The organism is Nocardioides sp. T5 (assembly GCF_048161455.1).
In the GTDB taxonomy this organism is placed as follows: domain Bacteria; phylum Actinomycetota; class Actinomycetes; order Propionibacteriales; family Nocardioidaceae; genus Nocardioides.
In genome coordinates this window covers 2,737,168-2,751,619 of the sequence record NZ_CP182415.1, presented here as the reverse complement: position 1 = coordinate 2,751,619, position 14,452 = coordinate 2,737,168, and the positions used below count along the sequence as shown (strand labels likewise).

Annotated in this window: 13 protein-coding genes; 11 read left to right on the top strand and 2 right to left on the bottom strand. The window is 70.6% G+C overall.

Features of this window, described 5'->3' with window-relative positions; genetic code table 11:
- The first annotated feature begins 1 nt into the window (after position 1).
- Complete coding sequence (locus ACNKF0_RS13420) at positions 2–787, top strand: YebC/PmpR family DNA-binding transcriptional regulator (protein ID WP_299923525.1); 786 nt, start codon at positions 2–4, stop codon at positions 785–787.
- An 87-nt stretch (positions 788–874) separates the two neighbouring features.
- On the opposite strand, the gene ACNKF0_RS13415 is transcribed toward ACNKF0_RS13420, so the two are convergent.
- A complete protein-coding gene (locus ACNKF0_RS13415; RefSeq protein ID WP_416958514.1) occupies positions 875–2,107 on the bottom strand; it encodes an IS30 family transposase in 1,233 nt (410 codons plus the stop codon).
- Between the two features lie 227 nt (positions 2,108–2,334).
- Between ACNKF0_RS13415 and ruvC the strand changes: the two genes are divergently transcribed.
- The 6 genes from ruvC to ACNKF0_RS13385 all read left to right on the top strand — a co-directional run bounded on the left by ruvC (position 2,335) and on the right by ACNKF0_RS13385 (position 7,821).
- Positions 2,335–2,871 (top strand): crossover junction endodeoxyribonuclease RuvC, encoded by a 537-nt coding sequence (gene ruvC / locus ACNKF0_RS13410; protein WP_416952829.1) that lies wholly within the window; start codon positions 2,335–2,337, stop codon positions 2,869–2,871.
- Entirely contained in the window at positions 2,868–3,470 is a 603-nt protein-coding gene (gene ruvA / locus ACNKF0_RS13405) for a Holliday junction branch migration protein RuvA (RefSeq protein WP_416952827.1), read from the top strand. Before ruvC ends, ruvA begins: the two co-directional genes overlap by 4 nt.
- Before the next feature lie 7 nt (positions 3,471–3,477).
- The gene (gene ruvB / locus ACNKF0_RS13400) at positions 3,478–4,578 is read left to right on the top strand and encodes a Holliday junction branch migration DNA helicase RuvB (RefSeq protein WP_416952825.1); all 1,101 of its coding nucleotides are present in this window, start codon (positions 3,478–3,480) and stop codon (positions 4,576–4,578) included.
- A 97-nt stretch (positions 4,579–4,675) separates the two neighbouring features.
- A complete protein-coding gene (gene yajC, locus ACNKF0_RS13395) occupies positions 4,676–4,972 on the top strand; it encodes a preprotein translocase subunit YajC (protein WP_416952823.1) in 297 nt (98 codons plus the stop codon).
- A complete protein-coding gene (locus ACNKF0_RS13390; RefSeq protein WP_416952821.1) occupies positions 4,965–5,513 on the top strand; it encodes an adenine phosphoribosyltransferase in 549 nt (182 codons plus the stop codon). Before yajC ends, ACNKF0_RS13390 begins: the two co-directional genes overlap by 8 nt.
- Before the next feature lie 22 nt (positions 5,514–5,535).
- Entirely contained in the window at positions 5,536–7,821 is a 2,286-nt protein-coding gene (locus ACNKF0_RS13385; RefSeq protein ID WP_416952819.1) for a RelA/SpoT family protein, read from the top strand.
- Between the two features lie 177 nt (positions 7,822–7,998).
- Here ACNKF0_RS13385 and ACNKF0_RS13380 read toward each other — a convergent pair whose 3' ends face one another.
- Positions 7,999–9,261 carry a DUF349 domain-containing protein gene (locus tag ACNKF0_RS13380; protein WP_416952817.1) on the bottom strand — a complete coding sequence of 421 codons (1,263 nt, stop codon included), beginning with the start codon at positions 9,259–9,261 and terminating at the stop codon, positions 7,999–8,001.
- A gap of 88 nt (positions 9,262–9,349) precedes the next feature.
- Here ACNKF0_RS13380 and ACNKF0_RS13375 point away from each other — a divergent pair, with 88 nt between their 5' ends.
- From ACNKF0_RS13375 to ACNKF0_RS13360, 4 genes are all read left to right on the top strand, one after another.
- The gene (locus ACNKF0_RS13375; protein WP_416952815.1) at positions 9,350–10,045 is read left to right on the top strand and encodes an MBL fold metallo-hydrolase; all 696 of its coding nucleotides are present in this window, start codon (positions 9,350–9,352) and stop codon (positions 10,043–10,045) included.
- A complete protein-coding gene (hisS, locus tag ACNKF0_RS13370) occupies positions 10,045–11,397 on the top strand; it encodes a histidine--tRNA ligase (RefSeq protein ID WP_416952813.1) in 1,353 nt (450 codons plus the stop codon). The genes ACNKF0_RS13375 and hisS overlap by 1 nt, the downstream gene beginning before the upstream one ends.
- Positions 11,394–13,190, top strand: a complete 1,797-nt coding sequence (gene aspS / locus ACNKF0_RS13365) for an aspartate--tRNA ligase (RefSeq protein WP_416952811.1) — start codon at positions 11,394–11,396, stop codon at positions 13,188–13,190. The genes hisS and aspS overlap by 4 nt, the downstream gene beginning before the upstream one ends.
- Before the next feature lie 171 nt (positions 13,191–13,361).
- Positions 13,362–14,396 carry an ABC transporter permease gene (locus ACNKF0_RS13360; protein ID WP_416952809.1) on the top strand — a complete coding sequence of 345 codons (1,035 nt, stop codon included), beginning with the start codon at positions 13,362–13,364 and terminating at the stop codon, positions 14,394–14,396.
- Positions 14,397–14,452: the final 56 nt, after the last annotated feature.

Here is a 14,452-nt window from a genome sequence, read left to right as displayed (position 1 = left end):
CATGTCAGGCCACTCCAAGTGGGCAACGACCAAGCACAAGAAGGCCGCGATCGACGCCAAGCGCGGCAAGCTCTTCGCCAAGCTGATCAAGAACATCGAGGTCGCCGCGAAGCAGGGTGGCGGCGACCCGGCCGGCAACCCGACGCTCTACGACGCCATCCAGAAGGCGAAGAAGAGCTCGGTCCCCAACAAGAACATCGACTCCGCGCTCAAGCGGGGCTCGGGTGCCGAGTCGGGCGGAGTCGACTACAAGGCGATCTCCTACGAGGTCTACGGCCCGCAGGGCGTGGCGATCCTCGTCGAGTGCCTCACCGACAACACCAACCGCGCCGCGATGGAGGTCCGCACGGCGGTCACCCGCAACGGCGGCACCATGGCCGACCCCGGCTCGGTCTCGCGCCTGTTCACCCGCAAGGGGATCGTGGTCGTGCCGAAGTCGCAGGACCACGACGGCACGGTCCGGGAGGTCACCGAGGACGACGTCCTCGAGGCCACCCTCGACGCCGGCGCCGAGGAGGTCAACGACCTCGACGAGGCGTTCGAGGTGCAGAGCGAGGCCACCGACGTCGTCGCGGTCCGCACCGCCCTGCAGGACGCCGGCATCGACTACGACTCCGCCGACGTGCAGTTCGTCGCGAGCCTCGAGATCCCGGTCGACGCCGACGGCGCCGGCAAGGTGCTCCACCTCGTCGACGCCCTCGAGGACCTCGACGACGTGCAGGACGTCTTCACCAACGTCGACATCCCCGCCGACGTGATGGCCGAGCTCGAGACCGCCGACGCCTGACCTCTGCTCTTCACCGCTGTAACGCCGGGTTAGTCCAACTACCCACCCAGATGCATCACGGGCGAGGTCCAGCGGTCTAAGCAACGGTCATGCTGCTGACGGGTTGGTCAGCAGCGCAGCCAGCCGGTCGGCTGGGGTCTGCAGCTCAAGGGTAGGGCGGGGTCGACGGTTGAGGCTGTCGGCAACTCGGCGGAGGTCCTCTGCAGTGTGGATGCTGAGGTCGGTGCCTTTCTCGAACCAGTGCCGCAGCAGCCGGTTGGTGTTCTCGTTAGTGCCGCGCTGCCACGGCGAGCGGGGGTCGCAGAAGTAGACCGTGGTGGCGAGCTCGAGCTGGATGCGTTGCCACTCGGCGAGCTCGCCGCCACGGTCCCAGGTGATCGAGCGGCGCAGGTGCTCGGGCAGCTGGCTCATCTCGCGGATCATCGCCTCCGCGACGCTGGCGGCGTCATGGCGCCCGGGCAGGTGCAGCAGGATCGTGAACCTGGTCGAGCGCTCCACCAGCGTTCCGATCGCCGACTTGCTGGCCGGGCCGACGATGAGGTCGCCCTCCCAGTGTCCGGGCACCGCCCGGTCCTCGACGTCGGCGGGCCGGTCGCTGATCTTGAACGCCTCGGCGTAGGGCGACGTGGTCCGTGTGTTGTGCCCGCGGGGTTTGCGCTGGTTGCGTTTGAGGCTCAGCTGCTGGTGCAGGTCCTTGCGCAGCTCGCCGCGGCCCTGCACGTACAGCGTCTGGTAGATCGTCTCGTGGCCCACCCGGTTCATGCTCTCGTGTGGATGGTCTCGGCGCAGCACCTGCCCGATCAGCCTGGGTGACCAGCCGTCGTCCATCTGGTCCTCGATCCACCGGCACAGCCCCGGATTGCGGGCAAGCTTGTGCTGCTTGGGGCGCCGGCGGCGCTCATGCGCGGCGCGGTGCGCGACCGGTCCCCAGTACGAGCCGTCCGGGCCGCGGTTGCGGTTGACCTCACGCCAGATCACCGACTTGTCGCGCCCGATCAGGTCACCGATCTCCTGGTAGGTGCAGCCGCACCGTAGCGCGACCGCGATCGCGGACCGGTCCTCACTGGTCAATGCTCGCCGCTGCCGCGGCCGGCCGTCGGGGCGTGGCTCGTCCGGCACCCTGGCCGGCGCGCTTCCGGGCAGGCCACCATCGCGGCCGAGCTGGATCACAGGGCTCATGAGCCCTGATCGTCGCCACCAGCCCGTCCCGGCCTTCACCGACACGCCCGAACCTGTCGCTGCACGCTGCAGCGACAGCCCCGAGCACACCAGATCGAAGAACTCCTCCTGCTCCTCATACGAGATCGCCCTCATCGCCATCCACAACACCGCCTCACACTCGGCGTTGCTTCGACCACTGGACTCCGCCCACGGTCGGTACAACCACGAACCCGGCGTTACAGCCCGAGCAGGCCGACAAGCAGGCGCCGCGGGGAGGCGACGCGCCGCGTGTCGTACGCCGTCGCGCGCCCGCCGCGGGTTAGCGTGATCGCACGAACACATGTTCGGACGGGCTCCGGACGGACCGGCGGTGGAAGGGGAGTGGCGTGCGCGTGCTCGGCATCGACCCCGGCCTGACCCGGTGCGGTGTCGGCGTGGTCGACGGCAGCGTCGGCCGGCCGCTGACCATGGTCGACGTCGGTGTCGTCCGCACCAGCTCCACGCTGCCGATCGCCGAACGCTTGGTGACCATCGAGAAGGGCCTCGACGCCTGGATCGAGGAGCACCGGCCCGACGCGGTCGCGGTGGAGCGGGTCTTCGCGCGCTCCGACTCGAGCACGATCATGGGCACCGCCCAGGCCAGCGGCATCGCGCTCGTCGTCGCCGCACGCAGGGGCCTGCCGATCGCGATGCACACCCCGAGCGAGGTCAAGGCCGCGGTGTCGGGCAACGGCCGCGCCGACAAGGAGCAGGTGGGTGCGATGGTCGTCCGCATCCTGCGCCTCGCCGAGCTGCCGAAGCCCGCCGACGCCGCCGACGCGCTCGCGCTGGCCATCACCCACGTCTGGCGCGGCTCCGCCAGCAACCGCCTCGAGGCCGCCGTGGCCCAGGCCCGGAGGAACACCCCCGTGAGGACCCGATGATCGCCTTCGTCCGCGGCGAGGTCGCCGCCGTCACCCTGTCCAGCGCCGTCCTCGAGGTCGGCGGCGTCGGCCTCGAGCTGATGTGCACGCCCGGCACCCTCGCCACCCTCCGCGTCGGCACCCCGGCGACGCTGCCCACCAGCATGGTCGTGCGCGAGGACAGCCTGACGATCTTCGGCTTCCTCGACGAGGACGAGAAGCAGGTCTTCGAGATCGTGCAGACCGCCTCGGGCGTCGGCCCCAAGGTCGCCCAGGCGATCGTCGCGGTGATGAGCCCCGACGACGTACGTCGCGCCATCACGACCGAGGACGTCAAGGCGCTGACCCGCGTCCCGGGCATCGGCCAGAAGGGCGCCCAGCGCATCATCCTCGAGCTCAAGGACCGCATCGGCCCGCCGGTCGGCGTCCACCACTCCGCTGCCGCTGCGGTGCCGGCGACCGACGCGTGGCGTGACCAGGTCCACCAGGGCCTCGTCGGGCTCGGCTGGTCGGCCAAGGAGTCGGAGAAGGCGGTCGAGGCCGTCGCGCCCGACGCCGGTGACGCGCCCGACGTGGGTGCGCTGCTGCGCGCGGCCCTCCGCACGCTGAGCAGGGCCTGAGGCGCCGATGAACTGGGACGACACCGACGAGGACACCTACGACGAGGTCGAGCTGAGCGCGGCCGAGCTCGGCCACCTCCAGCGGCTCACCGACGCCGATGCGGACGGTGACGAGCGTGCCGTCGAGGCCGCCCTGCGGCCCAAGACGCTCGACGAGGTGGTCGGGCAGGCACGCGTGCGCGACCAGCTGGGGCTGGTGCTCGAGGCCGCCCGCCGCCGTGGCCGGGCACCCGACCACGTCCTGCTCTCTGGCCCCCCGGGCCTCGGCAAGACCACCCTCGCGATGATCATCGCCGCCGAGATGAGCACGCCGCTGCGGCTCACGAGCGGTCCGGCGATCACCCACGCGGGCGACCTCGCCGCGATCCTGTCGGGGCTCAACGAGGGCGACGTCCTCTTCGTCGACGAGATCCACCGGATGTCGCGACCGGCCGAGGAGATGCTCTACATGGCGATGGAGGACTTCCGGGTCGACGTCGTCATCGGCAAGGGGCCCGGCGCCACCGCGATCCCGCTGGAGATCCCGCCGTTCACCCTCGTGGGCGCCACCACCCGGGCCGGGCTGCTGCCGGGCCCGCTGCGCGACCGGTTCGGCTTCACCGCCCACCTCGAGTTCTACGAGCCCCACGAGCTCGACCAGATCGTGCACCGATCCGCCGGCCTGCTCGGCGTCCACCTCACCGCCGACGGATCGGGCGAGATCGCCTCCCGCTCGCGCGGCACCCCCCGCATCGCCAACCGCCTGCTCCGTCGCGTCCGCGACTACGCGCAGGTGCGCGCCGACGGTGTGCTGAGCCTGCCGGTGGCGCAGGCCGCCCTCGACCTGTTCGAGGTCGACGAGTCCGGTCTCGACCGCCTCGACCGGGCGGTGCTCGACGTGCTGTGCCGTCGGTTCGGCGGGGGACCGGTCGGCGTGTCCACCCTCGCCGTCGCCGTCGGCGAGGAGCGCGAGACCGTCGAGGAGGTCGCCGAGCCGTTCCTGGTCCGGCTGGGCATGCTCGCGCGTACGCCGCGAGGCCGGGTCGCGACGCCTGCGGCCTGGCACCACCTGGGCCTGACGCCGCCGCCTGTGCCGACCGTCGACTCCACGCTGTTCGACGACGTGTGAGTTGGCAGCAGCCACCGCGGCGGCTGCGGCCCCGGGCGGGGGACCCGCGTAGACTCCACGCGCTCCCGCACCCCGACCCTCGAGGAGAGCCCCCGCCGTGAACGACCTCGTCGCCCTGCTTCCCCTGCTGGCCATCCTGGCCCTGTTCTGGTTCATGGTGGTCCGGCCCCAGCAGCGCCGGCAGAAGGAGGTCGTCCGCCTCCAGCAGAGCATCGAGGTCGGCCAGCGGGTGATGATGTCCTCGGGCATCTACGGCACCGTCGTCTCGCTCGCCGACGACCGCGCCCGCCTCGAGATCGCGCCCGGCACCCAGATCGACATCGCCCGCGCCGCGATCGCGAAGGTCGACGAGCCGCTCGGGCAGCCGGCCCCTGACGCGCGCGACGATGCCTGATCGTCGTACGGCCCAGGAGGCGCTCAGGCGCCTGACGGTCGACGTGGCCGACTGGCCCGAGGAGGGGGTGACCTTCAAGGACATCACCCCGGTCCTCGCCGACCACCACGCGTTCTCGGCGGTCATCACCGCGCTGGCGGCCTCCGGCCGCGACGACCACGGCACCGTCGTCGTCGACAAGGTCGTCGGCATGGAGGCTCGCGGCTTCATCCTCGCCGCCCCGGTCGCGCTGGCGCTCGGCGTCGGCTTCGTGCCGGTGCGCAAGGCAGGCAAGCTGCCACGCGAGGCGCACGCGGTCTCCTACGCCCTCGAGTACGGCGAGGCGACCCTCGAGGTCCACACCGACGCCATCGCGCCGGGGGAGCGGGTGCTCATGGTCGACGACGTCCTGGCGACCGGCGGCACCGCAGTGGCGACGCGGCAGCTCATCGAGGCCTGCGGCGGCGTCGCGACCGGCGCGTCGGTGCTGATGGAGCTCTCGTTCCTCGACCCCCGGACGGTCACCGGCGACCTCGCGGTCGACTCGCTGCTCACGATCTGACGGCGCTCACTAGACTGGTCCAATGGCAGAGGACCCGGCACCCGCGCAGGACGCCAAGGCGCCTCTGACAGCGCGCGGGATGCGGGCCAGGCTCGCCCGGGTCGGCACCCGGCCGCCCTCGTCCAACCCGGTCCTCGAGCCCCTCTTCCGCGCGGTGCGGGCCAACCACCCGAAGGCCGACCTGGCGCTGCTCGAGCGCGCCTACGCGGTCGCCGACAAGTGGCACACCGGCCAGATGCGCAAGAGCGGCGACCCCTACATCACCCACCCGCTCGCGGTCACCACGATCCTCGCCGACATCGGCATGACCGAGCCGACGCTGGTCGCGGCGCTGCTCCACGACACGGTCGAGGACACGCCCTACACGCTGGAGGCCCTGCGCGCCGACTTCGGTGACGAGGTCGCGCTGCTGGTCGACGGCGTCACCAAGCTCGACAAGGTGCAGTACGGCGACTCGGCGCAGGCCGAGACCATCCGCAAGATGATCGTGGCGATGTCGCGCGACATCCGCGTGCTGGTCATCAAGCTCGCCGACCGCCTGCACAACATGCGCACGCTGCGCTACGTCCCGGCGGCCTCCCAGGAGCGCTCGAGCCGCGAGACGCTCGACATCTACGCGCCGCTGGCCCACCGCCTCGGCATGAACACCCTCAAGTGGGAGCTCGAGGACCTCGCGTTCGCGACGCTCCACCCGAAGATCTACGACGAGATCGTGCGGATGGTCGCCGAGCGGGCGCCCTCGCGCGACCAGTTCCTCGCCGAGGTCGTCGTCGAGATCGAGCAGGACCTCAAGGCCTCGCGCATCAACGCGAAGGTCACCGGTCGGCCCAAGCACTACTACTCGATCTACCAGAAGATGATCGTCGGCGGCCGCGACTTCTCCGACATCTACGACCTCGTCGGCATCCGGATCCTCGTCGACGAGGACCGTGACTGCTACAGCGCGCTCGGGGTGATCCACTCCCGCTGGAACCCGGTGCTGGGGCGGTTCAAGGACTACGTCGCGATGCCGAAGTTCAACATGTACCAGTCGCTCCACACGACGGTCATCGGGCCGCAGGGCAAGCCGGTCGAGGTGCAGATCCGCACCTTCGCCCAGCACCGCCGGGCCGAGTACGGCGTCGCGGCGCACTGGAAGTACAAGGAGAACTCGAAGGCCGGCGTGGACACCGACCGCCTCGGTGACAAGGACGACCTGACCTGGCTGCGCCAGCTCCTCGACTGGCAGTCCGAGGTCGAGGACCCGGGCGAGTTCCTGGAGTCGCTGCGCTTCGAGATGAACCAGCAGCAGGTCTACGTCTTCACCCCGCGCGGCGACGTGATCCCGCTGCCGATGGGGGCGACGCCTGTCGACTTCGCCTACGCCGTGCACACGGAGGTCGGCCACCACACGATCGGCTCCCGGGTCAACGGCCGGCTGGTCCCGCTCGAGTCCACGCTCGACAACGGCGACGTCGTCGAGGTCTTCACCTCCAAGTCGCCCACGTCGGGCCCCTCGCGCGACTGGCTCAACTTCGTCCAGTCGCCGCGCGCCCGGTCCAAGATCCGCCAGTGGTTCACCAAGGAGCGCCGCGACGAGGCGATCGAGCGCGGCAAGGACCAGATCGCCAAGCTCATGCGCAAGGAGGGCCTGCCCCTCAACCGCTTGATGACCCACGACGTCCTGGCGCTCGTCGCCGAGCACTTCCACCACGCCGACGTCTCGGCGCTGTACGCCGCGGTCGGGGAGGGCAACCTCAGCGCGCAGGCCGTCGTACGTCGTGTCATCGACCTGCACGGCGGCGACGACGGGGCCCAGGAGGACCTCTCCGAGGGCGTCACGATCACCGGTCGCTCACGCGCGGCCAAGCGCGGGCCGACCGACTCCGGCGTCATCGTCAAGGGCGTGGACGACCTCTGGGTCAAGCTCGCCAAGTGCTGCACCCCGGTGCCGCCCGACCCGATCCTCGGCTTCGTCACCAAGGGCGGGGGAGTGTCGGTGCACCGCAAGGACTGCACCAACGCCTCCAGCCTGCTCGGCCAGCCCGAGCGCGTGCTCGAGGTGGAGTGGGCGCCGACGTCGCAGTCCACGTTCCTGGTCAACATCCAGGTCGAGGCCCTCGACCGCGCCCGCCTGCTCTCCGACATCACGATGGCGCTCTCCGACGCCCACGTGAACATCCTCAGCGCGACGCTCTCCACCACCCGCGACCGGGTCGCCAAGAGCCGCTTCTCCTTCGAGATGGCCGACGCCGCCCACCTCGACGGCGTGCTCCGCGCGGTTCGCGCGGTCCCGGGCGTCTTCGACGCCTACCGCGTCACCGCCTAGCACCACACGTGAGCGGGCACTTCCTGCCCGTCCGTGAAAGTGAGCGGGCACTTCCTGCCGGTTCGAGCACGAGGAAGTGCCCGGTCGGCGCGCGAGACGGGCAGGAAGCGCCCGGTCGGCGCGGCAGACGGGCAGGAAGTGCCCGGTCGGCGCGACAGACGGGCAGGAACTGCCCGGTCAGCCGAAGTCCGCGGCTGCCTTCTTCGCCATGTCGAGGAAGGCCTGCTTGTTGGCGAGCTCGGACTCGAGGTCCTTCACGCGCCGCTCGTCGCCGGCGGCGGAGGCCTTGTCGAGCTTGGCCTGCGTCTCGGCGATGCCGGCCTCGAGCTTGCCGATCATGTCGTCGGCGCGGGCGGACTTCTCCGGGTCGCTCCGGCTCCACTGCTCGTCCTCGACCGCGCGGATGGCCTGCTCGACCTTCCGCATCCGTCCTTCGAGCTCCTTCATCCGGTCGCGCGGCACCTTGCCGGCGGCGTCCCAACGGTCCGCCAGGTCGCGGAAGGCCTTCTTGGCGGCCTCGACGTCCGTCACGGGGACCAGGGCCTCGGCCTCGACCAGGATCGCGTCCTTGACCTCGGCGTTGGCCGCGAACTCCTCGTCGAGCGCGGCGTTGGCGGCGTCGCGGGCACCGAAGAAGGTGTCCTGGGCGCCACGGAAGCGCTGCCAGAGCTTGTCGTCGACCTCGCGCGGCGCGGGGCCGGCGGCCTTCCACTCGCGCATCAGGTCGCGGTACCTGCCGGCGGTCGGGCCCCACTCGGTCGAGGACGAGAGCGCCTCGGCCTCCTTCGCAAGCCGCTCCTTGATCACCCGGGCGGAGTCGCGGCGCTCGTGCTCCTCGGCGAAGTGCGCCTTGCGGTGGCGGGTGTACGTCGTCCGCGCGGTGGAGAACCGGCGCCACAGCGCGTCGTCGGTGGCCCGGTCGAGCCGGGGCAGCTCCTTCCACGTCGCCAGCAGCTCGCGCAGCCGGTTGGCGCCGTTGCGCCAGTCGGTGCCCTCGGCGAGCCGCTCGGCCTCGGCGACGAGCTTCTCCTTGGCCGCCTTCGACTCGGCGGTCTTCTGGGCCCGCTCCTCCTTGCGCGCCGAGCGCTGGACGGCGATGACCGGGGCGAGCGCGTCGAGCCGCGCGGCGAGGGACACGAGGTCACCGACCGCGTGGGCGTCCACGACCTGCTCGCGCAGCGCCTTCGCCGACGAGGTGGCCTCCTCGGGAGCGAGCCGGCCCGACGTGACGCGCTGCTCGAGCAGGTGGACCTTGCCCTCCAGCTCCTCGAAGCGCTTGGTGAAGAACTCCAGCGCCTCCTCGGACGTGCCGGCCTCGTAGGACCCCACGGGACGCTCGCCATCGGCGGTTCGGACAAAGACGGTGCCGTCCTCGGCCACCCGACCCCAGGGCTGCTGATCCGGGGTCGCGTCGTCTCGGGACTGCTTGTCGGCGCTCATGGTCGCCCATCGTAGTCATGGCCCGGAGTGCCCTCGGTAGGCTTCCCACCGCAAGCAGGAGTACGACGACCAGCAAGGACTGACGCCCGTGTTCATCGCCGGCTTCCCCGCCGGACCCTGGGGGACCAACTGCTACGTCGTGGCGACGGGTCCCGGGTCTGAGTGCGTGGTCATCGATCCGGGCAAGGACTCCGCGGCTGGTGTCGACCAGGTCGTCCGCGAGCACCGGCTCAAGCCGGTGAGCGTCCTGGTCACCCACGGCCACGTCGACCACATGTGGTGCGTCGCGCCGGTCGCGGGCACCTACGACGCCACGGCCTGGATCCACCCGTCCGACCGGCACCTGCTCTCCGACCCGATGGCCGGGATGAGCCCCGAGACGACCCAGATGCTGCTCGGTGGCGACTACTCGTGGGCCGAGCCCGACGACGTGCGGGAGCTGAGCGACCTCGCCGAGCTCGAGCTCGCCGGGCTCAGGTTCGTCGTCGACCACACCCCGGGCCACACCGAGGGGTCGGTGACCTTCCGTACGCCGTACGCCCAGCAGGACGTCTCGGAGGTGATGTTCTCCGGCGACCTGCTCTTCGCGGGGTCGATCGGGCGCACCGACCTGCCCGGTGGCGACCACGCCACGATGCTGCGCAGCCTCACCGAGAAGGTCCTGCCGCTCGCCGACGACATCGTCGTGCTTCCGGGCCACGGTGAGCAGACCTCCATCGGGCGCGAGCGCGCCACCAATCCCTTCCTCCAAGACCTTCCCCGAGACCTCACCCAGGACCACTGATGAGCAAGATCGCCCCGCTGAGCGGGTTCCCCGAGCTGCTGCCTGCGCAGCGCGCCGTCGAGCGCGAGGTGATCGCCTCGGTCTCGCGCACCTTCGAGCTGCACGGCTTCGCCAACATCGAGACCCGTGTCGTCGAGCCGATCGAGCGACTGGCCAAGGGCGGTGAGGTCGACAAGGAGATCTACGTCCTGCAGCGCATCGCCGCCGAGCCCGACGCGAAGGCCGAGCTGGGTCTCCACTTCGACCTCACGGTGCCCTTCGCACGCTACGTCCTCGAGCACGCGGGCCACCTCGAGTTCCCGTTCCGACGCTTCCAGGTGCAGCCCGCGTGGCGTGGCGAGCGGCCCCAGGAGGGCCGCTACCGCCAGTTCACCCAGGCCGACGTCGACATCGTCGGGCGTGACGAGCTGCCCTTCCACCACGACGTCGAGGTGATGGCGGTGATGGTCGACGCGCTCGGCCGGCTGCCCATCCCGCGGGTGTCGTTCCAGTTCAACAACCGCAAGCTGATCCAGGGCTTCTACCGCGGACTCGGCATCGACGACGTCACCGACGCCATCCGGGTGATCGACAAGCTCGACAAGCTCCCCGCCGACGAGGTCGCCACCATGCTCGTGGAGCGGGTCGGTGCCACCCCGGAGCAGGCGCAGCGGTGCCTCGAGCTCGCCACCATCCGCGTCGAGGACACCTCGTTCGTCGAGCGGGTCCGCGCGCTCGGGGTGAGCGACGAGCTGCTCGACCAGGGCCTCGAGGAGCTCGCCGCCGTGGTCGAGGGTTGCCGCGCCGTCGCCGGCGACACCGTGGGCGTGGAGGCCAACCTGCGCATCGCGCGCGGCCTCGACTACTACACCGGCACGGTCGTCGAGATCTTCATGGAGGGCTACGAGCGCCTCAAGTCCGTCGGCGGGGGAGGGCGCTACGACGCGCTCGCCAGCGACGGTCGTACGACCTATCCCGGCGTCGGGGTGTCCTTCGGGGTTTCCCGCACCCTCATCCCGCTCATCTCCGACGGTGTCCTGTCCGGCAGCCGGCCGGTGCCGAGCGTCGTGCTCGTCGCACTCAACAGCGAGGACGACCGGACCGCCAGCACCCGCGTCGCTGCGGGGCTCCGCGCGCGGGACATCGCGTGCGAGGTCGCCCCCACGCCGGCGAAGTTCGGCAAGCAGATCCGTTTCGCCGAGCGTCGCGGGATCCCGTTCGTCTGGTTCGTCCAGGCCGACGGCACGAGCCAGGTCAAGGACATCCGCACCGGGGAGCAGGTCGAGGCCGACCCCGCCACCTGGACCCCGCCGGAGCACGACCTCCGGCCCACCATCGTCAGCACCGTCAGCACCTCTGAGGAGAACAAGTGATCCGCACCCATGACGCCGGCGCCCTGACGCTGCCTGCGCACGTCGGCCAGACCGTCACCCTCGCCGGATGGGTGGCGCGTCGGCGCGATCACGGCGGGGTCGCCTTCATCGACCTGCGTGACGCGTCCGGTGTGGTCCAGGTCGTGATCCGAGACCCGGAGGTCGCTCACCCGCTTCGCAGTGAGTTCTGCCTGAAGGTGACGGGCGAGGTCGTCGAGCGCAGCGAGGGCAACGTCAACCCCCAGCTTCCGACCGGTCACTACGAGGTCGTCGCGACCGAGGTCGAGGTGCTCTCCACCTCCGACCCGCTGCCGTTCCCGATCGACGACGCGTCCGGCCACAAGGGCGGCGAGGTCGGCGAGGAGGCGCGCCTCAAGCACCGCTACCTCGACCTGCGCCGCTCGGGTCCCAACGCCGCCCTGCGCCTGCGCAGCAAGATCAACAAGGCGGCTCGCGACGTCCTCGACGCCCGCGACTTCGTCGAGGTCGAGACCCCGACCCTGACCCGCTCCACCCCCGAGGGCGCTCGCGACTTCCTGGTGCCGGCCCGCCTCGCCCCCGGCAGCTGGTACGCCCTGCCGCAGAGCCCGCAGCTGTTCAAGCAGCTGCTGATGGTCGGCGGCATGGAGCGCTACTACCAGATCGCCCGCTGCTACCGCGACGAGGACTTCCGTGCCGACCGGCAGCCCGAGTTCACCCAGCTCGACATCGAGATGAGCTTCGTGGACCAGGAGGACGTCATCACCCTCATGGAGGACGTCCTCGAGGCCATGTGGGCCCAGGCCGGCCACACCATCGAGCGCCCGCTGCCGCGGATGACGTACGCCGACGCGATGGCGAGGTTCGGCTCCGACAAGCCCGACCTCCGCATGGGCCTCGAGCTCGTCGAGTGCACCGACTACTTCAAGGACACGACGTTCCGCGTGTTCCAGGCCGACTACGTCGGCGCCGTGGTGATGCCCGGCGGCGGCAGCCAGCCGCGTCGCCAGTTCGACGCCTGGCAGGACTGGGCCAAGCAGCGCGGCGCCAAGGGCCTGGCTTACGTCACGATCGCCGAGGACGGCGAGCTCGGCGGGCCGGTCGCGAAGAACCTCACCGACGCCGAGCGCGAGGGCCTGGCCGCCCATGTCGGCGCCGGCCCCGGCGACTGCATCTTCTTCGCTGCAGGGCCGGCCAAGAGCAGCCGCGCGCTTCTGGGCGCCGCCCGCCTCGAGATCGGTCGGCGCGGAGACATGCTTGACGACTCCACCTTCGCCTTCACCTGGGTCGTCGACGCCCCGTTGTTCGAGCCGAGCTCCGACGCGGTCGCCAGCGGCGACGTCGCGGTCGGTGCCGGCGCGTGGACGGCCGTGCACCACGCGTTCACCAGTCCCAAGCCGGAGTTCGCCGACACCTTCGACACCGACCCGGGAAGCGCGCTCGCCTACGCCTACGACATCGTCTGCAACGGCAACGAGCTCGGTGGCGGGTCCATCCGTATCCACCGCGGGGACGTCCAGAAGCGCGTCTTCGCGGTCATGGGCCTGTCGGAGGACGAGGCGCAGGAGAAGTTCGGCTTCCTGCTGGACGCCTTCAAGTTCGGTGCGCCTCCCCACGGCGGCATCGCCGTCGGCATGGACCGCATCGTCGCGCTTCTCGCGGGCACCGACTCCATCCGCGACGTGATCGCCTTTCCGAAGTCCGGAGGCGGCTACGACCCGCTCACGGCGGCGCCCGCCCCCATCACGGCGGAGCAGCGCAAGGAAGCCGGTGTCGATGCGCCGCCCGTGAAGGACGTCCCGCCGGGGGAGTGATCTCCCGCACGTTTGCCGGGGATGGGTGGCGACCGCGGGGAGGACGCGTCGTAACGGGATCGTTACCCGTCGGTGATCGTTCACGCGTCGCAGGTCACATAGAGTCCCGTTCGGCGCGGTCCCCGGAGGGGCCCGCAGGACGCCACCCAACCCGAACGTGATGGGGAGAGAATGTCGGCACCAGCGACTGGGCCCGAGACCTTGGGCTCGCTCAGCGACGAAGCGGAAGTCACCGACCCGAACAGCAAGCAGGGCAAGGAGATTGCCGGCAAGTCGCCGCTGCAGATCGCGTTCGCTCGGTTGCGGAAGGACAAGATCGCCGTCGTCTGCGCGATCGTCGTGCTCTTCTTCATCCTGGTCGCGATCTTCGCCGACCTGATCGCCAAGGCCTTCGGCGTCAACCTCGACACGGTCAGTGCGTGCGAGGTCCTCGAGTGCAACTTCGCCGAGCCCGGCGTGGGCTACCCCAAGACGGGCCCGCCGTTCCACCCCTTCGATCCCGAGCACCCCTTCGGCATCGCGCCGCGCACCGGTGCCGACAACCTGGCCCACTGGATCTACGGCTGCCGCACGTCCCTCATCATCGCGGGCGCGGCGACGCTGTTCGCGTCGGTGGTCGGCATCGTGGTCGGCCTCGTGGCTGGTTTCGCCGGTGGCGTCGTCGACCGGATCCTGTCGTTCATCATCGACTTCTTCCTCACGATCCCCTTCCTGCTGGCCGCGCTGACGATCGCCCCGATCATCATCGACCGGTTCGGCACCAGCGACAGCTACGAGACGGTGCAGATCGCCTCGCTCATCGGCATCCTCTCGCTGTTCGGCTGGATGACCGTGGCGCGACTGATCCGCGGCGAGGTGCTCTCGCTGCGTGAGCGTGAGTTCATCCACGCGGCCCGCGTGCTCGGCATGCCCACCCGGCGGATCCTGTTCCGCGAGCTGCTGCCCAACCTCACCGCGCCGATCGTCATCAGCATCTCGCTGATGCTCCCGGCGTTCGTGGCGGCGGAGGCCGGCCTGGCCTTCCTCGGCATCGGCGTGACCGGCAGCGCCTCGTGGGGCCAGACGATCGCCAACGCGGTGCCCTACTGGAGCAACTACCCCCTCTACCTCTGGGAGCCGCTGATCGGCGTCGTGGCGCTGGTCCTCGCTCTCAACCTCCTGGGCGACGCCGTACGAGACGCGTTCGACCCCAAGACCCGCCGCTGAGGCGGTTCTCCCACACACGTCACCCGGGCGCTTCCGGTGTGCGAACAACAACGAAA